14 protein-coding genes are annotated in these 20,463 nt (G+C 71.2%); 8 read left to right on the forward strand and 6 right to left on the reverse strand.

The genetic code is table 11. From position 1 onward, the window contains the following. Nucleotides 1-60: 60 nt before the first annotated feature. On the forward strand, nucleotides 61-2,745 hold the full coding sequence (locus tag ADL12_RS05290) for a SpoIIE family protein phosphatase/ATP-binding protein (protein ID WP_062699004.1): 2,685 nt from the start codon (nucleotides 61-63) through the stop codon (nucleotides 2,743-2,745). Between the two features lie 27 nt (nucleotides 2,746-2,772). Here the strand turns inward: ADL12_RS05290 and ADL12_RS05295 are convergent, their stop codons facing one another. Then, the gene (locus ADL12_RS05295; RefSeq protein ID WP_062699006.1) at nucleotides 2,773-4,782 is read right to left on the reverse strand and encodes a flavin monoamine oxidase family protein; all 2,010 of its coding nucleotides are present in this window, start codon (nucleotides 4,780-4,782) and stop codon (nucleotides 2,773-2,775) included. A gap of 238 nt (nucleotides 4,783-5,020) precedes the next feature. Between ADL12_RS05295 and ADL12_RS05300 the strand changes: the two genes are divergently transcribed. The 5 genes from ADL12_RS05300 to ADL12_RS05320 all read left to right on the forward strand — a co-directional run bounded on the left by ADL12_RS05300 (nucleotide 5,021) and on the right by ADL12_RS05320 (nucleotide 10,502). Then, entirely contained in the window at nucleotides 5,021-6,520 is a 1,500-nt protein-coding gene (locus tag ADL12_RS05300; RefSeq protein WP_062699008.1) for a family 43 glycosylhydrolase, read from the forward strand. Between the two features lie 78 nt (nucleotides 6,521-6,598). After that, nucleotides 6,599-8,020, forward strand: a complete 1,422-nt coding sequence (locus ADL12_RS05305) for a family 43 glycosylhydrolase (protein WP_062699010.1) — start codon at nucleotides 6,599-6,601, stop codon at nucleotides 8,018-8,020. 49 nt (nucleotides 8,021-8,069) lie between these two features. Beyond that, nucleotides 8,070-8,522: an SRPBCC family protein gene (locus ADL12_RS05310; RefSeq protein WP_062699012.1), complete on the forward strand. Its 453-nt coding sequence runs from the start codon at nucleotides 8,070-8,072 to the stop codon at nucleotides 8,520-8,522. A gap of 115 nt (nucleotides 8,523-8,637) precedes the next feature. Further along, nucleotides 8,638-9,156 (forward strand): class I SAM-dependent methyltransferase, encoded by a 519-nt coding sequence (locus ADL12_RS05315; protein WP_244187781.1) that lies wholly within the window; start codon nucleotides 8,638-8,640, stop codon nucleotides 9,154-9,156. A 56-nt stretch (nucleotides 9,157-9,212) separates the two neighbouring features. Further along, on the forward strand, nucleotides 9,213-10,502 hold the full coding sequence (locus ADL12_RS05320) for a lanthionine synthetase LanC family protein (RefSeq protein ID WP_062699014.1): 1,290 nt from the start codon (nucleotides 9,213-9,215) through the stop codon (nucleotides 10,500-10,502). On the opposite strand, the gene ADL12_RS05325 is transcribed toward ADL12_RS05320, so the two are convergent. From ADL12_RS05325 to ADL12_RS05345, 5 genes are all read right to left on the reverse strand, one after another. Next, on the reverse strand, nucleotides 10,445-11,605 hold the full coding sequence (locus ADL12_RS05325) for an XdhC family protein (protein WP_062699016.1): 1,161 nt from the start codon (nucleotides 11,603-11,605) through the stop codon (nucleotides 10,445-10,447). The genes ADL12_RS05320 and ADL12_RS05325 overlap by 58 nt on opposite strands. A 49-nt stretch (nucleotides 11,606-11,654) precedes the next feature. Continuing rightward, complete coding sequence (locus tag ADL12_RS05330; RefSeq protein ID WP_062699020.1) at nucleotides 11,655-13,112, reverse strand: NCS2 family permease; 1,458 nt, start codon at nucleotides 13,110-13,112, stop codon at nucleotides 11,655-11,657. A gap of 263 nt (nucleotides 13,113-13,375) precedes the next feature. Continuing rightward, nucleotides 13,376-15,760, reverse strand: coding sequence for a xanthine dehydrogenase family protein molybdopterin-binding subunit (locus ADL12_RS05335; RefSeq protein WP_062699022.1), 2,385 nt, complete (start codon nucleotides 15,758-15,760; stop codon nucleotides 13,376-13,378). A gap of 5 nt (nucleotides 15,761-15,765) precedes the next feature. Further along, nucleotides 15,766-16,395 (reverse strand): (2Fe-2S)-binding protein, encoded by a 630-nt coding sequence (locus tag ADL12_RS05340; RefSeq protein WP_062699024.1) that lies wholly within the window; start codon nucleotides 16,393-16,395, stop codon nucleotides 15,766-15,768. Beyond that, nucleotides 16,395-17,285: an FAD binding domain-containing protein gene (locus ADL12_RS05345; RefSeq protein WP_062699026.1), complete on the reverse strand. Its 891-nt coding sequence runs from the start codon at nucleotides 17,283-17,285 to the stop codon at nucleotides 16,395-16,397. Before ADL12_RS05345 ends, ADL12_RS05340 begins: the two co-directional genes overlap by 1 nt. Nucleotides 17,286-17,662: 377 nt before the next feature. Between ADL12_RS05345 and ADL12_RS05350 the strand changes: the two genes are divergently transcribed. Next, nucleotides 17,663-19,336 (forward strand): PucR family transcriptional regulator, encoded by a 1,674-nt coding sequence (locus tag ADL12_RS05350; RefSeq protein ID WP_062699028.1) that lies wholly within the window; start codon nucleotides 17,663-17,665, stop codon nucleotides 19,334-19,336. Nucleotides 19,337-19,500: 164 nt separating this feature from the next. Next, complete coding sequence (locus ADL12_RS05355) at nucleotides 19,501-20,289, forward strand: hypothetical protein (protein WP_062699030.1); 789 nt, start codon at nucleotides 19,501-19,503, stop codon at nucleotides 20,287-20,289. Nucleotides 20,290-20,463: the final 174 nt, after the last annotated feature.

The following is a 20,463-nucleotide window of genomic DNA, read 5'->3' on the forward strand; positions in this document are numbered from 1 at the left end:
ACTCCCTCACGGCTCTACCAGCGGGGCGCCCCACGGAGCGCCCCGTGTTAGAAAAGAGACATGGCCGGAATCCTCGGCCGCCTGCGCTCCCTGTTGAGCGCGCGCACCGTCGCCCGGCAGGTCTTCGTGCTGCAGGCGGCGATCGTGCTGCTTCTCGTCGCCGCCGCGGTGGCGGCCCTGGTGCTGCAGGTCCGCAACGACACCGAGCGAGAGGCCCGCAACCGGTCCCTCGCCGTGGCCGAGGCCTTCGCGAACGCGCCGGGCCTCGTCGAGGCCCTGGCCGATCCCGATCCGACCGCGCTGCTCCAGCCGCGTGCCGAGGCGGCGCGCGAGGCGACCGACGTGGACTTCGTCGTCGTGATGACCACGGACGGGATCCGCTACACGCACCCCAACCCCGACCGGATCGGCGAGCACTTCGTCGGCACCATCGCCCCGGCCGCGGCGGGCGGAGTCGTACGGGAGACGTACACCGGAACTCTGGGCCCGTCCGTGCGGGCCGTGGTCCCCGTGACCGACGACGACGGCAAGGTGGTCGGCCTGGTGGCCGCCGGGGTGACGCTGGCCAGCCTGGGCGGGGTCGTGGACCACCAGCTGCCGGTGCTGCTCGGCTCGGCGGCGGCCGCGTTGGCCCTCGCCACCGGCGGGACCGCGCTGGTCAGCCGACGGCTGCTGCGGCAGACGCACGGGCTGGGGCCCGCCGAGATGACGCGGATGTACGAGCATCACGACGCCGTCCTGCACGCCGTGCGGGAGGGTGTGCTGATCCTGGACGGCCGGCGGCGGCTGGCGCTGGCGAACGACGAGGCGCGCCGACTGCTCGGGCTGGCCGCCGACGCGGAAGGGCGGCTCTGCCTCGACCTCGGCATCGGAAGCGACCTGGCCGCACTGTTCGCCTCCGGGCGGGACGCCACCGACGAGGTGCACCTGGCGCGGGGCCGGCTGCTGGCCGTCAGCCAGCGGTCGACCGACCGGGCCGGCGGGCCGCCCGGCAGCGTGGCCACGTTGCGGGACACCACCGAGCTGCGGACGATGACCGGCAAGGCGGACGTGGCGCAGGAGCGGCTGAAGCTGCTGTACGACGCGGGGCTGGAGATCGGCACCACCCTCGACGTCACGCGCACCTCGCAGGAGCTGGCCGACTTCGCGGTGCCCCGGTTCGCCGACTTCGTCAGCATCGATCTGGCGGATCCGGTGCTGCGCGGCGGGGAGCCGAAGCTGGGCCGCACGGACATGCGCCGGGTCGCGTTCCGGGGGGTGCGGGAGGGCAGCCCGCTCTATCCGATCGGCAAGCTGATCCACTTCGCCCCGGCCACCCCGCAGGCCTTCGGCTTCGGCACGGGCCGGACCGTGCTGGAGGCGGACATGCCCGCCTTCTCCGGCTGGCAGGAGCAGGATCCCGAGAACGCCCGCAGACTCGTCGATTTCGGGATCCATACGATGCTCACGGTCCCGCTGCGTGCCCGCGGCGTCATCATGGGCATGGCCACCTTCTGGCGCGCCGACCGGCCCGAGCCCTTCGAGCAGGACGACGTCTCGCTGGCCGAGGAGCTGGTGGCCCGCGCCGCCGTCAGCATCGACAACGCCCGCCGCTACACCCGCGAGCACACCCTTGCGGTCACGCTCCAGCGCAGCCTGCTGCCCCGGGCCCTGCCCGCGCAGAGCGCCCTCGACGTCGCCTACCGCTATCTGCCCGCGCACGCGGCGCAGGGCGGGGTCGGCGGGGACTGGTTCGACGTCATCCCGCTGCCGGGCGCGCGGGTGGCGCTGGTCGTCGGGGACGTCGTAGGGCACGGGCTGCACGCGGCGGCCACCATGGGACGGCTCCGCACCGCGGTGCACAACTTCTCCACCCTGGACCTGCCGCCCGACGAACTCCTCGGCCATCTGGACGAGTTGGTGGTCCGTATCGACCAGGACGAGGGTGACGGCGAGGCCGCGGCGGTCACCGGGGCCACCTGCCTGTACGCCGTGTACGACCCGACCTCCGGGCTGTGCACCCTCTCCCGGGCCGGCCACCTCGAACCGGCCCTCGTCCACCCCGACGGCCGGGTCGAGTTCCTCACCGTCCCCGGTGGGCCGCCGCTGGGCCTGGGCGGCAGCCTGCCCTTCGAGACGACCGAGCTGCACCTGGCCGAGGGCAGCGGACTCGTGCTGTACACGGACGGGCTGGTCGAGGACCAGCGGCGGGACCTCGACGAGGGCCTCGAGCTGCTGCGCGGGGCGCTCGCCGCGGCGCCGCCGACGCACGGCCGGACTCCGGAGGAGACGTGCAAGGCGGTACTGCAGACCCTGCTGCCCGAGCGTCCGCGCGACGACGTCGCCCTCGTCGTCGCGCGGACGCGGATGCTCGCCGCCGACCGCACGGCGTCCTGGGACGTCCCGGACGACCCCGCGGCCGTGGCCCGCGTCCGGGCGGCGGCCACCCGGACACTGGGCGGCTGGGGGCTGACGGAGGAGGCGTTCACGACCGAGCTGATCCTCAGCGAACTGGTCACGAACGCCCTCCGCCACGCCACCGGCCCCATCCACGTCCGCCTGATCCGCGACCGCGCCCTGATCTGCGAGGTCGCCGACGGCAGCAGCACCGCCCCGCATCTGCGCAGCGCGGCCACGACGGACGAGGGGGGCCGGGGCCTGTTCCTGGTGGCGCAGTTCGCCGACCGCTGGGGCACGCGGTACACCGCGGACGGCAAGGTGCTGTGGACGGAACAGCCACTGGCTCAGGGACAGGCAGGCGCCTGACCCAGGGCTCGGCCCCCCAGGGCGCGCTCAGCCCCCGTGCGCCTCCAGCGCCGCCCGCACCCCTGATTCGAGGGCCCCCTCGATCCACGACGGCTTGACCGAGGTGTGGTCGCCGGCGAAGTACAGCGGGCCCTCGGGGGTGCGGATGGCTTCCAGTAGCTCCGTGTGCTGGCCGGGGAGGAGGACGGACGCCTCGCCGTACGCGTACGGGTCGCGCAGCCAGCTCTGGGTCCGTCCGGCTCCGGTGTAGAAGACCTCGACGCGCTGGCCGTAGACCTGTTGCAGCCCTCGCAGCGCGTGCGGGTAGCGGGCGTCCTCGTCGAGGGAGTCCCAGCGGGAGGCGTCGTCGGCCCAGCTGTAGGAGGCGAGGACGACGCCGCCCTTGCTGCCGTCGATCGGGTGGGAGGGGTTGATCATGAAGCGGTTGGAGTTGTCGGAGACGGACCCGCCGCCGATGATGTGCGCCGCCTCGGGCTGGTCGCGGGTGCCCCAGCGGTTGGCGGCGTAGTGGGCGCGCTGGGCGTCGCTGATGTGGCCGTCCGGGACGGAGGGGTGGGCGCCGAGGAGGCTGCCGTCGGCGGGGGCCTTGCCCTTGCGGTAGTCGTCGTAGAGGCCGGGGCGTACGGCGTCGAGCTCGCGCTTCCAGTCGGCCTCGGTGAACTCCCACCAGCGCAGGCCGAACTCGAGCAGCACCTTGGTCGCGCTGTCGTAGTGCAGCTCGGCCACCGCGCGCCGCTTCTTGTACGACATCAGTGGGCTGACCTGCACCTGGCGCAGCCCCGAGAAGGGCACGGTGACGATCGCGAGGTCGCCGGTGAACTGCTCGCGCACGACCTTGCCGTCGCGGCCCTCGGAGACGGTGTCGATCCAGACGTGCGGGCCCTTGGCGCTGACGTGGGAGGTGTCGTCGGCGCCGGGGCGGCCGGGTGCCCAGTACTCGATGTGGGTCGCGCGCCGGTCGAGGCGCAGGACGTCGGCGACCTGCTTCAGCAGGGCGTCCGGAAGCGTCGCGGTGCCGCCCACCAGCTCCCAGAACTCGGTGTCGGGGCTGATCAGGGACTGGCTGATGAAGCTGTGGATGAAGGACAGCGGCAGCCGTGAGGTGAGGTTCTCCAGGGTGCCGATCAGGTCGATGGTCCGCTCGTCGAAGCCGGCCTCCTCGGTCAGGAACCGGTACATCGACCAGTCGCCGTACTTCTGCACGACCCGCGCCCAGCCCTCGACCCGCTCGGGCATCGGTTTGTCGACCCGCTTGCCGTCCGCCCCGACGGTGCTGAACTCGTCGCGCACGGGGTCCAGGGCGCGGCGCAGGATGGTCGAGGAGGGGGTGTCCCAGTACTCGCGGGGGACGCCGAAGGAGCGGTTGATGCTGCGGGGCGCCTTCGCGTACGCGGAGCGGCGCACGCGGACGCCGTTGACGTGGAGCCAGGCGTTGTTGACGGGTTTGCCCTCGCCGTCGACGTCGACGAGGTGGAACCGGCGTCGTTTGACGCCGAGTCGGTCGATCAGGCTCATCACCAGCGGATGGCTGCCGGGAATGCGCATGGCTCCGGCCTCCGCGTACTGGACCGGATCGGCGAACGCCTGCGCCGCCTGCTCGTGACCGCCGGTACGGAAGGTCTTGATACGGCCGCCGACGCGGTTGCCGTTGGCCTCGACGAGCGTGACATGGTGCCCGGCCCGCTTCAGCAGCCAGGCGGCGACCAGGCCGGCGGGACCGGCGCCGACGACGAGGATTCTCTTGGCGGTCTTCGTCTTCGCGCGCGGCAGCCCGGAGTCCAGGATCTTCCGGTACGTCGGCACGAGCGGCTGGTCTCGGTCGTCGACCACCAGCAGAGCGCGGGCGACCGCCATGCAGGTGTCCCAGTCGGCGGTGGACCGCGGTCGGTGCGGGGCTTGTCGGGGGACGGCTGGTGCGGCGGCAGCGGCCGCCGACGCGGGGGTCAACGCGGCCAGGGCGGCCGTCGTGGCGGATGCGGTCGTGAACTGCCGCCGGGAGACGGAAGCTGGGCCGACAGGGCCTCGGTGGTTGTCCATGTGCCCTGGATACGGGGGCAGTTGGGAGCCCGGCAGCCTTTCGGTCGGTTCATCACCTGAACGGGCAAGCGCATCGTCGCACACCCGCGCCGGGGGTGCGCCCACACGCGGGTTTGTAAAGTCCGTATGACGAAACCGTTGACGGAAACATTTCCCACTTTTATCTTCTGTCCCAATCACGATCGGAATCACGAACTCCGTTCGAAATTGCGAACAGGGACGGTCTCGTATGCCCCGGATGTCTCACCGGTCGCTCAGGAAACGCCGCAGATCACTGATCCTCTGTGTACTCGCGGCGCTGCTCTCCCTGGTGGCGACCACACAGCCGGCGTCCGCGGCGGACGGCCGCCCGTACACAAACCCGCTGAAGTCGCTCAAGGGCGCCGACCCCTGGCTGCAGTACCACGACGGCAACTACTACCTGATCACCACGACGTTCACCGGCATCCTCGGCATCCGCAAGTCGCCGACTCTTGCGGGCCTCGCCACCGCGCCCAACGTGCAGGTGTATGCGGACACCACGTCGACGCGCAACACCAACTTCTGGGCGCCGGAGATGCACCTGTTCAACGGCCACTGGTACGTCTACTACTCGGCCGGGCAGAGCGGCGTCGCCTGCTGCGACTCGCAGCGGACCCATGTCCTGGAGAGCGCCGGCACCGACCCCATGGGCCCGTACACCTACAAGGGTTCGCTCACCGGGTCGAACCTGACGCCGGGCGGCTGGCTGATCGACGCGAGTGTGCTGCAGGCCAACAACAAGCTGTACCTGGTGGGCAGCGGATTCATCAACGGCAGCAAGCAGAGCCTGGTCATCGCGCCGATGAGCAACCCGTACACGCTCAGCAGCTCCACCTTCACGATCATCTCCAGCCCCACCCTGAGCTGGGAGACCTCCGGTGGCGCGGTCAACGAGGGACCCGAGCCGCTCTACCACGACGGCCGGACGTTCCTGACCTTCTCGGCCAGCTTCTGCGGGACCGCGGACTACAAGCTGGGCCAGCTGGAGCTGACCGGCGACGACCCGCTGAACCCTGCCTCCTGGACCAAGAAGCAGACACCGGTCTTCCAGCGCAGTGACGCCAACAGCGTCTACGGCCCCGGCCACAACGGCTTCTTCACCTCGCCCGACGGCACCGAGAACTGGATCGTCTACCACGCCAACTCCGCCTCCAACGGCGGCTGCGGCAACGGACGCACCACCCGCGCCCAGGAGTTCACCTGGAACGCCGACGGCACCCCGAACTTCGGCACCCCCGTCGCCCTCGGCACCACGCTGCCCGGCCCGTCCGGCGAGACGGCCGCGACGCCGACGTCGTACACCCTCGTCAACCGCAACAGCGGCAAGTGCCTCGACGTGAACGGCGGCAACACGGCCGACGGCACCAACATCTTCCAGTGGAGCTGCACCGGCGGCGCCAACCAGAAGTGGAAGGTCGAGGACCTCGGCGACGACACCAACCGGCTGGTCAACGTCGCCACCGGCAAGGTGATGGACACCGCCGGGTGCTCCGCGGCCGACGGCGCCGACATCCAGCAGTGGTCCTGGCTCAACAACAAGTGCCAGCGCTACCGCCTCGTCTTCACCGCGACCGGCGACTACGTCCGGATCGTCAACGAGTCCTCCGGCAAGGTCGCCGACGTCGCCGACTGCGGCACCGCGAACGGCACCGACGTACGGCAGTGGACCTGGCTGAACAACAACTGCCAGCAGTGGAAGCTCGTCCCCACCACCTGATCACCCCACCTGATTCCCCCTGATCACTCCCCTCTGCTCCGGAGAACTCCCTTGAGACGCATAGCCGTACGGCTGCTGATGGCCGTCCTCGTCGCCCTGGCGGCCTGCCTCGCCGGGCCGGCTCCCGCCGCCCAGGCGGCGGTGCCCGACTCCCCCGCCGTGACCTACACCAACCCGATCGCGGAGAAGCGGGCCGACCCGCACATCTTCAAACACACCGACGGCTACTACTACTTCACCGCGACCGTCCCCGAGTACGACCGCATCGTGCTGCGCCGGGCGACGACCATCCAGGGTCTGTCCACGGCCCAGGAGGTCACCATCTGGACCAAGCACTCCAGCGGCGTCATGGGCGCGCACATCTGGGCGCCGGAGATCCACTTCATCGACGGCAAGTGGTACGTGTACTTCGCCGCCGGCGCCACCAACGACATCTGGGCGATCCGGATGTACACCCTGGAGGGCACCGGAGCCAACCCGCTGACCGCGACCTGGGCGGAGAAGGGGCAGATCAAGACCCAGTGGGAGAGCTTCTCGCTGGACGCCACCACCTTCGTCGTGAACGGCGTGCGCTACCTGTCCTGGGCCCAGCGCGACCCGTCCGTGAACAACAACACGGACATCTACCTCGCGAAGATGGCCAACCCCTGGACCATCACGGGCACCCCGGTGATGCTGTCGCGGCCCACCTACTCCTGGGAGACGGTCGGCTACAAGGTCAACGAGGGTCCGGCGGTGATCCAGCGCGGCGGCAAGGTGTTCCTGACGTACTCCGCCAGCGCCACCGACAGCAACTACTGCCTGGGCATGCTGACCGCCTCCGCGAGCGCCGACCTGCTCAACGCGGCGAACTGGAGCAAGAGTTCCACGCCGGTGTTCACCAGCAACGCGCGCACCAGCCAGTACGGCCCGGGCCACAACTCGTTCACCGTCTCCGAGGACGGCAAGTCCGACATCCTCGTCTACCACGACCGCAGCTACAAGGACATCACCGGCGACCCGCTCAACGACCCCAACCGCCGCACCCGCGTGCAGAAGGTCTACTGGAAGGCTGACGGCACCCCCGACTTCGGCATCCCGGTCGCCGACGGGGTCACGCCGCAGCGCCTGTCGTCGTACAACTTCGCGGACCGGTTCATCCGGCACTGGGAGTACCGCGCCCGCGTCGAGGCCAACGTCTCCCCGCTCGCCGACTCGCAGTTCCGTGTGGTCACCGGCCTGACCGGCAGCGGCACGGTCTCGCTGGAGTCGGCCAACTTCCCCGGCTACTACCTGCGGCACAAGAACTTCGAGGTGTGGCTGGAGAAGAACGACGGCACGGCGCAGTTCGCGTCCGACGCGAGCTTCTACCAGCGGGCCGGACTGTCCGACTCGGCCGGGGTCTCCTACGAGTCGTACAACTACGCCGGGCGTTACATCCGGCACTACGAATACCTGTTGCAGGTGCAGGCACTGAGCACGGCGACGGACCGGGCGGACGCCACGTTCTACGCCCAGTGAGGCGCGGTCGGCGGGGGGCGGTGGATCATCGTCCCCCTAAGATCGCTCCGTGGTCACCATCCTCCTCGAACGCACGGTTCCACTCCCCCTCGACGAGGCGTGGCGCCGTCTGACCCAGTGGCCCCGGCACGGGGAGGTGGTCCCGCTGACCCGCGTCACGGTGACCACGCCCCCGCCGACCCACGTGGGCACCCGTTTCGTGGCCCGCTCGGGAGTCGGCCCGCTCGCCTTCGACGACCCGATGCAGGTCACGGTGTGGGAGCCGCCGGGTGAGGACACCCCGGGTCTGTGCCGGCTGGAGAAGCGGGGCAGGGTGGTGACGGGCTGGGCCGAGATCGAGGTACGGCCGGGGCCCGGCGGGCGGGCACGGGTGGTGTGGCGCGAGGAGCTGCGGGTGCGCCTGCTGCCGCGGCTCTTCGACGGCGTACTGGAGCGGGCGGCACGGTATGTGTTCGGGCGCGCGTTGAACCGGCTCCTGAGGCAGGCTCCCCCACTGCCTTAAGGGCGCGGGGGGACCCCCATCGCCCGTCGCGCGGGCCCGGTGGGAGGACCACTTCGCGCGGGGACGTGGTTTCCGGGGCGTCAAGGAAAGCGAACTGCGGCTGCTCTGCGAGGCGGTGCGGCCACGCGTCGGCGCCCGGGCCCTGGACATCGGCTGCGGGCTCGGCGCCTACGCCGCCGCACTCGCGGGCCTCGGCTACGACACGCTCGCCGTCGACTGGGCGGACGCGGCGGTGTCGGCGGCCCGTGACCGGTACGCGGATGTGGAGCCTCGCCTGCGCGTGCGCCGCCTGGACTTCGAGGACGCGGACGAGGTCGCGGCGCGCCTGCCCCGGGCCGGCTTCGACCTCGTGACGATGCGGCTGGTCCTCGCCTTCATGGCGGACAAGAGGGCGGTCGCGATGGGGGTCCCCCCTGCTCGAGCGAAGCCGAGAGCTTGGGGGAGGGTGCGGGGGCTGCTGGCGCCGGGCGGGGCGTGGGTGGTGACGACGCCGCTGGTGGAGAGGCTTCCGCAGGAGAGGCAGTACATCGGGGTGACGGCCGAGGACGTGGCGGTCGTGACGGAGGGGTGGGGGCGTGGGGAGTGGTACGACCTCGATGCGGGCGGGGTGCGGTGTTTCGTGCTGCGTGTCTGAGTCCCGTACTAGGAGCATGCCCGCATGGGTGCCGGCACGGTGGGGAGGCAACTGACATGACACCGGACGAGGTCGAGGCGCTGGCCGTGGAAGGGCTGCGGTGGATGCTCTCGGCTGCGCGGGACACCGGGGGCGGCGGGCTCGGGTGGCCCGTCAGGGAGTCGGACGACGATGTCGACCCGATGTTCTACAACGGCACGGCCGGGGTCGTACCGGTGCTGTTGGAGGCGTGGCGGCACTTCGGGGACGACGCGTATGCCGACCGGGCGCTGCGCGCGGCCCGCTCGCTCGTGGACGTGGTCGACGCGTACCCGGACGACTCGCTCTACTTCGGCCTGACCGGGATCGCGCTCGTGCTGCGGACCGTCCATCGTGAACTTGGCTGCGCAGATGCCGACTTGGCCGCCGATAGGGCCCTGGACCGCGTGCGGTCGCGGTTCGACGGGACGCGGTGGGGCGACCTGTTCGAGCTGATGGGCGGCAACGCGGGTATCGGGCTCGGTGCGTTGGCGGCGGGCGACGCCGAGCTGGCCGTATGCGCGCTCGAGCCGTACGTGCGGACGGCGGAGGTGACCGCGGCGGGCGTCACCTGGGAGTGGCGGCGGGGTGTGGAGGAGCAGCTGCATCACATGTCGCACGGCACGCTCGGGATCGCCTACGCGCTGGCCGCCGTGGGGGCGGCGACGGGCCGCACGGACTTCGTCGAGCTGGGGCAGGCCGGGGTCGCGGACGTCGTGGCCCGCGACGAGGGCGGTCCGAACGGTTTCCTCGCGCCGCACTCCGATCCGCAGCGCCGCCCCGACCTGATCGAGCGGCACAGCTACGGCTGGTGCCACGGACCGGCCGGTGACGCCCAGGTCTTCCGGCTGCTGCGGGACATCACCGCCGACCCCGCCTGGGCCGCCCTGGCCGACCGCTGCTGGCACACGGTCACGCACTCCGGCCTGCCCCGCCGGCTGCGCCCCGGGTTCTGGGACAACAACGCCCGCTGCTGCGGCACGGCGGGCGTGCTGGCGCCGGCCTGCGACCGGATCGCCGAGCAGGGCGACTCCCCCGACTTCGCGCGGGTACTCGTCGCGGACATCGCCTCGCACGCGATCCGGGACGCCGACGGCGCGCGCTGGTCCAACGTCGAGTTCCGCAAGACCCCGAGCGCTCTCGAACCGGAGCCCGGCTGGGCCCAGGGCAACGCGGGGATCGTCCGCGAACTCCTGCGTTACGTCAGGATCGGCCGGGGCGGTGACCCGGCCTACGCCTTCGCCTGGCCCGACCAGCCGGTGCCACAGGCTCAGGCCACCGAGCCGATCCGCCCCGCCGGTGTGGACGTGGAGGACTCCGCGTCGTGATGGATCGGCGTGTGCGCGCCCGTCAGTGAGACCCCGCTCCCGCCACGCCGGTTGGCGACGATCTCAGAGGCGATCGACAGGGCCGTCTCCTCGGGCGTACGGGCGCCGAGGTCCAGCCCGATGGGAGAGCGCAGCCGCGCCAACTCCAGCTCGGTGACGCCGACTTCGCGCAGCCTCTCATTGCGGTCCAGGTGGGTGCGGCGGGAGCCCATCGCGCCGACGTACGCCACCGGCAGGCGCAGCGCCAGCTGCAGCAGCGGTACGTCGAACTTGGCGTCGTGGGTGAGGACGCACAGGACGGTACGGGCGTCCACGGAGGTCCGCTCCAGGTACTGGTGCGGCCACTCCACGACGATCTCGTCGGCCTCCGGGAAGCGGGCCTTCGTCGCGAAGACGGGGCGGGCGTCGCACACCGTCACGTGATAGTTCAGGAACTTGCCGATCCGCACCAGCGCCGACGCGAAGTCGATCGCGCCGAAGACGATCATGCGGGGCGGCGGGACCGAGGACTCGACCAGCACCGTGAGCGGGGCTCCGCAGCGCGAGCCCTGCTCGCCGATCTCCAGGGTGCCGGTACGGCCCGCGTCGAGGAGGGCGCCCGCCTCCGCCGCGACGGTGCGGTCCAGCTCGGGGTGGGCGCCGAAGCCGCCCACCCAGGAGCCGTCGGGGCGGACCAGCAGGGCGCGGCCCATCAGCTCGTCCGGCCCCGACACGATCCGTGCCACCGCCGCCGCCTCGCCGCCCGCGGCTGCCCGCAGCGCGGCCGCGAGCACCGGGCGGGCCGGATCCCCGGCCCGTACCGGCGTGACGAGGATGTCGATGACGCCCCCGCAGGTCAGGCCGACGGCGAATGCGTCCTCGTCGCTGTAGCCGAAGCGTTCCAGGACCGTCTCGCCGTCCTGCAGCGCCTGCCCGCACAGCTCGTACACCGCACCCTCCACACAGCCGCCGGAGACCGAGCCGATCGCCGTGCCGTCGGCGTCCACCGCGAGCGCGGCACCGGGCTGGCGGGGTGCGCTGCCGCCGACCGCCACCACGGTGGCCACGGCGAAGTCACGTCCCTGCTCGACCCACCGGTGCAGCTCTTCGGCGATGTCCAGCATCTGTCGGTCTCCTTAACAGCGGTTGTGCGGAGGGCGGTTCACCAACTGGCTAGTGCACGCCCATCCAACTCTCAATGGGATTGAGGGCGAAATAGACCAGGAAGATGCCTGTCAGGGCCCACATGAACGCCCCGATCTCCCGAACCTTGCCCTGAGCGGCCTTGATGGCGACGTACGAGATGACGCCGGCGGCGACACCGGCCGTGATCGAGTACGTGAACGGCATGATCACGACGGTGAGGAACACCGGGATCGCGGTGGCCCGGTCCGACCAGTCCACGTGCCGCGCGTTCATCATCATCATGGCGCCGATGACCACCAGGGCCGCCGCCGCGACCTCGCCCGGCACGATCGCCGTCAGCGGGGTGAAGAAGAGGCAGGCCGCGAAGAACAGGCCGGTGACGACCGAGGAGAGGCCCGTGCGGGCACCCTCGCCGACGCCGGTGGCGGACTCGACGAACACCGTCTGGCCCGAGGCGCCGGACACGCCGCCGATCGCGCCGCCCGCGCCGTCGATGAACAGCGCCTTGGACAGGCCCGGCATGCGGCCCTTGTCGTCGGCCAGCTTGGCCTCGGTGCCGACGCCGATGATGGTCGCCATCGCGTCGAAGAACCCGGCGAGCACGAGGGTGAAGACGATCATGCCGACCGTCATCGCGCCGACCTCGCCCCAGCCGCCGAACTCGACGTCGCCGAAGATCGAGAAGTCGGGCATGGAGACGGCGCTGCCGTGCAGTTCGGGGGCGCCGCTGGCCCACTGCTTGGGGTCGATGGCGCCGGCCGCGTTGAGGACGACGGCGGCCAGGGTGCCGCCGACGATGCCGATCAGGATCGCGCCGGGGATGCCGCGCGCCTGGAGCATGAAGATCGCGAGCAGGGTGATCGCGAAGAGCAGGACCGGCCAGCCGGCCAGCTCGCCGGTCGGGCCGAGGCTGAGCGGGGTCGCCTTGCCCTGGTGCACGAAGCCGGCCTTCACCAGGCCGATCAGGGCGACGAACAGGCCGATGCCCATGGTGATCGCGTGCTTCAGCGCGAGCGGGATCGCGTTCATGATCATCTCGCGCAGGCCGGTGACGACCAGCAGCATGATGACCACGCCGTACATCACACACATGCCCATGGCCTGCGGCCAGGTCATCTGCGGGGCGACCTGCGAGGCGAGCACGCCGGAGACGGAGAGGCCGGCGGCGAGGGCGAGCGGCACCTTGCCGAAGAAGCCCATCAGCAGCGTGGTGATGGCCGCCGCGAACGCGGTCGCGGTGATCAGGGCCTTCTGGGCGAGGGTGTCCCCCGCCGCGTCCTTGCCGGACAGGATCAGCGGGTTGAGCAGGAGGATGTACGCCATCGCCATGAAGGTGGTGACGCCGCCGCGCACCTCGCGCGCGATCGTGGATTCTCTCTTGGATATGTGAAAGTACCGGTCGAGCCAGGACCTGCCGGCCGGGACGCGAGTGCCTTCTCCCGCGTCTTCGGCTGTGGTCGCCGGCTCCAGTGACTGCTGGGTCATGTGGGCCTACTCCCAAGGTTCATAGGGACACCCGCGGGTTGCCTTCGGCGTTTTTGCGGGATTTGGGAAGGTGCTTCGGCCGCACGACCCGGGGGACGGCCCGAGACGAACGAACTGGATCTGTCGTGCTGGTACTTGCTGGTGTGTCAAGTTCCGCGAGCGGTGCGGTACTTGGTTCCTCCGGGCGGCGCGGCGAAGTGTGACGTTCCCGGCGCCGCCCGGAGAGCCTTGCTGGATTCCTTCCGGATTCCTCGCTGATGTCCTTACGCCGTGCCGGTGAGGTGTTCCGGCCGTACCGGCGTCCGGTTCAGCTCCAGTCCCGTCGCGTTCCGGATCGCCGCGAGGACGGCCGGGGTCGACGACAGGGTGGGGGCCTCGCCGATGCCCCGCAGCCCGTACGGGGCGTGGTCGTCGGCGAGTTCGAGCACGTCGACGGGGATGGTCGGCGTGTCGAGGATCGTGGGGATGAGGTAGTCCGTGAAGGAGGGGTTGCGCACCTTCGCGGTCTTGGGGTCGACGATGATCTCCTCCATGACCGCCACGCCGAGACCCTGGGTCGTACCGCCCTGGATCTGGCCGATGACGGACAGCGGGTTGAGCGCCTTGCCGACGTCTTGGGCGCAGGCCAGCTCGATCACCTTCACCAGGCCGAGCTCGGTGTCGACCTCGACGACGGCGCGGTGCGCGGCGAAGGAGTACTGGACGTGGCCGAAGCCCTGGCCGGTGCGCAGGTCGAAGGCCTCGGTCGGACGGTGCCGCCACTCGGCCTCGACCTCGACGGCCTCGCCTTCGAGTACGTCGACCAGATCGGCGAGGACCTCGCCGCCGTCGGTGACGACCTTGCCGCCCTCCAGCAACAGCTCCGCCGTCGCCCAAGCCGGGTGGTAGGAGCCGAACTTGCGGCGCCCGATCTCCAGCACCTTCTCGCGGACCAGCTCGCAGGAGTTCTTGACGGCGCCGCCGGTCACGTACGTCTGGCGCGACGCGGACGTCGAACCGGCGCTGCCCACCTGCGTGTCCGCCGGGTGGATCGTCACCTGCGCGACGCCCAGCTCGGTGCGGGCGATCTGCGCGTGGACGGTGACGCCGCCCTGGCCGACCTCCGCCATGGCCGTGTGCACGGTCGCGACGGGCTCGCCGCCGACGACCTCCATGCGCACCTTGGCGGTGGAGTAGTCGTCGAAGCCCTCGGAGAAGCCGACGTTCTTGATGCCGACCGCGTAACCGACACCGCGTACGACGCCTTCACCGTGCGTGGTGTTGGACAGACCGCCCGGCAGCTGCCGTACGTCCGCGCCCTCGCTGGACTCCCACTGGCGCTCCGGCGGGAGCGGCATCGCCTTGACGCGGCGCAGGAGTTCGGCGACCGGCGCCGGGGAGTCGACCGGCTGCCCGGTCGGCATGATGGTGCCCTGTTCCATGGCGTTCAGCTGCCGGAACTTGATCGGGTCCATGCCGAGCTGCTTGGCCACCTTGTCCATCTGCGCCTCGTAGGCGAAGCACGCCTGGACCGCGCCGAAGCCGCGCATAGCGCCGCAGGGCGGGTTGTTGGTGTAGAGGGCAAGGGCCTCGATGTCGACGTCCTCGACGACGTACGGGCCGATGCTGAGCGAGGCGGCGTTGCCGACGACCGCGGGGGACGCGGAGGCGTACGCGCCACCGTCCAGCACGATCCGGCACTTCACGTGGGTGAGCTTGCCGTCCTTCGTGGCGCCGTGCTCGTAGTGGAGCTTGGCGGGGTGGCGGTGGACGTGCCCGAAGAAGGACTCGAAGCGGTTGTAAACGATCTTGACCGGCTTGCCCGTCCGCAGCGCCAGCAGGCAGGCGTGGATCTGCATCGACAGGTCCTCGCGGCCACCGAAGGCACCGCCGACGCCGGACAGCGTCATGCGGACCTTGCTCTCGGGCAGGCCGAGGACCGGGGCGATCTGCTTCAGGTCGCTGTGCAGCCACTGGGTGGCGATGTAGAGGTGGACGCCGCCGTCCTCGTCCGGCACGGCGAGGCCGGACTCAGGGCCGAGGAAGGCCTGGTCCTGCATGCCGAAGGTGTACTCGCCCTTGACGATGACGTCGGCCCGCTCCGCCGCCTCGGCCGCGTCGCCGCGGAAGATCGGCTGGCGGTGCACGATGTTCGGGTGCGGGACGTGGCCGCTGTGGTGGTCGTCGCGGCCCTCGTGGACGAGGATCGCGTCCGGGGCGGTCGCGGAGGCCTCGTCGGTGATGACGGGCAGATCGCGGTACTCGACCTTGATCTTGGCGGCCGCGCGGCGCGCGGTCTCCGGGTGGTCGGCGGCGACGATGGCGACCGGCTCACCGTGGTGGCGTACCTTGCCGTGCGCGAGGACCGGGGTGTCCTGGATCTCCAGGCCGTAGTTCTTCACGTCGGTCGGCAGGTCGTCGTACGTCATGACGGCGTAGACGCCCGCCATGGCGAGGGCCTCGCTCGTGTCGATGGACACGATCTCGGCGTGCGCGACGGTGGCGCGCAGGATCTGACCCCAGAGCATGTCCTCGTGCCACATGTCGGACGAGTACGCGAACTCGCCGGTGACCTTGAGGGTGCCGTCCGGGCGGAGGGTGGACTCACCGATGCCGCCCTTGGTCTGGGAACCCTGGGTGATCTTCGTAGGAGCGCCATTGGTTGGCATGTCGCTCAGACCGCCTCTCCCTGCCGGGCGGCCGCGAGGCGGACCGCGTCCATGATCTTCTCGTAGCCGGTGCAGCGGCACAGGTTGCCCGACAGCGCCTCGCGGATGTCCGCGTCGGTCGGGTTCGGGTTCTGCTCCAGCATCTCGTCGGCTGCGACGAGCAGACCCGGCGTGCAGAAGCCGCACTGGACGGCGCCGGCGTCGATGAACGCCTGCTGGATCGGGGAGAGTTCGGTGCCTTCGCCGGTCTGGGAGTCCTGGCCCTTGGCCGCCCTCCCCCAGGCTCCGCCCGGGGGGACCCCCAGCTGGGCGTCCTGCAGCGAGGTCCCCGCCTTCCCGTCCGTACCGCAGGCTCCGGTCGCACAACCACCGTGCTCGGCACGCTGCTTGGCGAAGTCGGCCAGCCCCTCGACGGTCACGACCTCACGGCCCTCGACCTGACCGGCGGCGACCAGGCACGAACACACCGGCACACCGTCGAGTCTGACCGTGCAGGACCCGCACTCACCCTGCTCACAGGCGTTCTTCGACCCCGGCAGACCGAGCCGCTCGCGCAGCACGTACAGCAGGGACTCGCCCTCCCACACGTCGTCGGCTTCCTGCGGACGTCCATTGACAGTGAAGTTGACGCGCATCAGGCGACTCCCTCCGTGTGGGCGGCGGTGCCGCGGTACGACTCCCAGGTCCAGGTCAGCGTGCGGCGGGCCATGATGCCGACCGCGTGGCGGCGGTAGCTCGCCGTGCCCCGGACGTCATCGATCGGGTTGCAGGCGGCGGAGCACAGGTCCGCGAACTGCTTGGCGACCGACGGGGTGATGATCTTGCCGTTGTCCCAGAAGCCGCCCTCTTCGAGCGCCGCGTTCAGGAACTCCTCGGCGGCCTTGGCCCGCACGGGGGTGGGAGCGGCCGATCCGATTCCGGTACGGACGGTCCGCGTCTCGGGGTGCAGCGCGAGCCCGAAGGCGCACACGGCGATGACCATGGCGTTGCGCGTGCCGACCTTGGAGTACTGCTGCGGTCCGTCGGCCTTCTTGATGTGTACGGCCCTGATGAGCTCGTCGGCGGCGAGCGCGTTGCGCTTCACGCCGGTGTAGAACTCGTCGATCGGGATACGGCGGCTGCCGCGCACCGACTCGACCTCGACCTCGGCGCCGGCCGCCAGCAGGGCGGGGTGGGCGTCGCCGGCCGGGGAGGCGGTGCCGAGGTTGCCGCCGACGCCGCCGCGGTTGCGGATCTGCGGGGAGGCGACCGTGTGCGAGGCGAGGGCGAGGCCCGGCAGCTCGGCGCGCAGGTGCTCCATGATGCGGGTGTACGGGACGGAGGCGCCGAGCCGCACGCTGTCCTCGCCGACCTCCCACTCGTAGAGGTCGCCGATGCGGTTCAGGTCGAGGAGGTACTCGGGCCGGCGGTGGTCGAAGTTGATCTCGACCATCACATCGGTGCCACCCGCAATCGGCACAGCGGTGGGGTGCTCGGCCTTAGCGGCGAGCGCCTCCTCCCAGCTGGCGGGGCGAAGGAAGTCCATGACCGGCTCTCTTCTTCGTCTCGAGGGTCGTACGGTTTGAGCCAGATCAGGTGCGGCAGGCCCGGCTCGTTCATGTGCTGTTAACGCGCATTGACGCCAGTACACAGCGCCGTGCTCCACCGGGGTCAGTCACGGAAACCATGAAGGAGTTGGCTGGCCAGGCCGGGCATCTTGTAGATTCGTATGAACGGAGGTCATCAGTAACCTCCTGGTTTTTCCGTGGAAACGTGAGACACAGCCCTTGTGACCAGGGACACAGCCGGAACACAGCTCCGCAGACGCCGGTCACCATGTGCCGGCCCGCCGGACGGGCCGCTCACCACACGACCCTCCTGGATCCATCGTAGATTTCGAGACAAAGAACGGCGGCGACGAGAATGCGGCTGCGCGCACTGCTGGACACCGACGCGCTGGGCCTCAAGCTGCTCGGCGGCGAGGAAGAGCTGGATCGCACCGTGCGCGGTGTGATGACCACCGACCTCAGGGACCCCAGCCGCTATCTCTCGGGCGGTGAGCTGGTGCTCACCGGGCTGGCCTGGCGCAGGGACGCCACGGACTCCGAGCCGTTCGTGCGCCTCCTGGTGCAGGCCGGCGTGGCCGCCCTGGCGGCCGGTGAGGCGGAACTGGGCGACATCCCCGACGACCTGGTGCTGGCCTGCACCCGGCACCGTCTGCCGCTCTTCGCGGTGCACGAGTCGGTGGCGTTCGCGACGATCACCGAGCATGTCGTACGGCAGGTCAGCGGCGAGCGGGCCGGGGACCTCGCGGCCGTCGTGGACCGCCACCGCCGGATGATGACGTCGGGCCCGGCGGGCGGCGGCCCGGACGTCGTCCTCGACCTCCTCGGCTCGGACCTGGACCTGCGGGCGTGGGTGCTGGCGCCGACCGGACGGCTCATCGCGGGCTCGAAGGTGGGGGGCCCGGCGCTGCCCGCGGACATGTGCGCGAAGCTGGCGGCGGAGCACCTGTCGGCCGCCCGCACGGGCCGTCGCGGCCCCCATCGCATGACCATCGGCAGCACGCCGTACTCCCTGTTCCCGATCCGCAGCAGCGGCCGCTCCCCGCGGGCCTCGCGGGACGTGCGCGAGACGGTGCTGTCGGACTGGCTGCTGGCCGTGGAGGCGGACGCGAGCGACTGGCCCGAGGAGCGGCTCGACCTGCTCCAGGGCGTCACCCAGCTGATCGCGGTGGAACGGGACCGCAGGGACGCGGCCCGCACGGTGCGCCGCCGGCTCGCGCAGGAGGTCCTGGAGCTGGTCCAGACGGGCGCGGCGCCCGCGGAGATCGCCGCGCGCCTGCGGGTCGCGGCGCCGGTGCTGCTGCCCGGCCTGGGGGCGGCCCCGCACTGGCAGGTGGTGGTGGCCCGCGTCGAGTGGGAGGGCGGGGACACCGAGCCCGGACCGATCGCCCAGTCCCTGCTGGAGGAGATCCTGGTCGACCCGCTCGCGACCGGCCCCGAGCCGTCCGACCGTATCGCCGTGGCCCACACCGGCGACGAGGCCATCGCCCTCGTCCCCCTGCCGGCGGTCTCGTCGGAGCACGACGGCTCCGAAGCGGGGATCCACGCGGACGCCCTCCTCGACTCGATCCGGGACGCGCTGTCGGCGGGCCTGGACGGCGACGGCCGGGTCACGCTCGGCGTGAGCGCGGCGGTGCACTCGGCGGAGGGCCTGCGCGGCGCCCTGGAGGAGGCCCGCCACGCCCGCCGGGTCGCGGCGGCCCGCACGGGCCGGGTCTGCGCGGCAGGCCACCAGGAGCTGGCCTCCCACGTCCTCCTGCTCCCCTTCGTGCCGGACGACGTACGGCGAGCCTTCACGGCCCGCCTCCTGGACCCGCTGCGCGACTACGACCGCCGCCACCGCGCCGAACTGATCCCCACCCTGGAAGCCTTCCTCGACTGCGACGGCTCCTGGACCCGCTGCGCGACCCGGCTGCATCTGCACGTCAACACACTGCGCTACCGAGTGGGGCGGATCGAGCAGTTGACGAGCCGGGACCTCTCCCGACTGGAGGACAAGCTGGATTTCTTCTTGGCATTGCGGATGAGTTGAGCCCCCCGCGAGGCCTCCCGAGGCCTCGTGCGGAGGGCACCAAGTGCCGCCGCTGTCCCACGACTTTGTGAAATCCTTCACCCACCCTCTTGGCCGGGCGCGCGGATTCGTGCTGAGATGCCGCCACCACTCAACAGCTCGATGGCGTGCTCGGGGAGGGCGAGGTGGCGTATACCGCCATGTCTGGTAACGGAACGACCGCCGGTGACGATCCACTCCAGACCGCGGTATGGCGGCTGCGCTCACGCGCTTGCTGGGCGGACGCGGCGGCCCTGCTACAGCCGGTGACCGCGCAGACCGCGCTGCAGCGGGCGTCGCTGCTGGTGGAGCGCTGTCTCTACACCGAGCAGGGCTGGGAGGAGGCCGAGGACGCGCTGCGCACGGCCGAGGCGCTCGCTCACGGTGACGACGAACGGGGCGCGGCCGCTTGTGAACGCGGGCAACTTGCCTACGCGGCGACACTGCACGGAGTGCGCGACCGGGCCGACGAGGCGCGGGCCGCGCTGGGGCGGGCGGCGGCGCTGATCCCTCCGGGGGCGGCGGGCAGGGCTCTGCTCGACTTCCGGCGGGGACTTCTGGCGGAGAACCTGGCGCGGTCACCGCAGGCGGCGCGGGCGGCGTACCGCCGGGCACACGCGGGTGCGACGGCGCATGCCGATCCGCTCCTGCTGTCCTTCACCTGGCGCCACCTGGCCGGGCTTGCCCTGCGGGACGGGGAGTTGGCGGAGGCGCGGCACGGTTTCGCCGAATCCCTCCGTATCCGAGAGGAGTTGGGCTATCTGGTGGGCACGGCGCCCGCGCTGGCGTCTCTCGCCGATGCGGAGACCGAGCCGGAGGCCGCACGGCTGCGTGAGGAGGCCCGTCGGCTGTTCCGGCTGCTGGGCGGGGTGCCGACCTGGCTGGCCCGGCAGTTGGCGCCTACGCCGCCGGCGGCGGGGGCGGCGACGGCGTGACGTGCGGGCGTACAACGTCCCTGCCGTATTTCCTCGCCCCCGCCGCCCCTACCCGTCCCATCCCCCAGGGGCTCTGCCCCTTCGACCCCGCCAGGGGGCTGCCGCCCCCTGGACCCCCGCTTCGGCCCTGAACGGGCCTCGTCCTCAAACGCCGGACGGGCTGAAATGCACGGA

The organism is Streptomyces regalis (assembly GCF_001509475.1).
GTDB classification, from domain to species: Bacteria; Actinomycetota; Actinomycetes; order Streptomycetales; family Streptomycetaceae; genus Streptomyces; species Streptomyces regalis.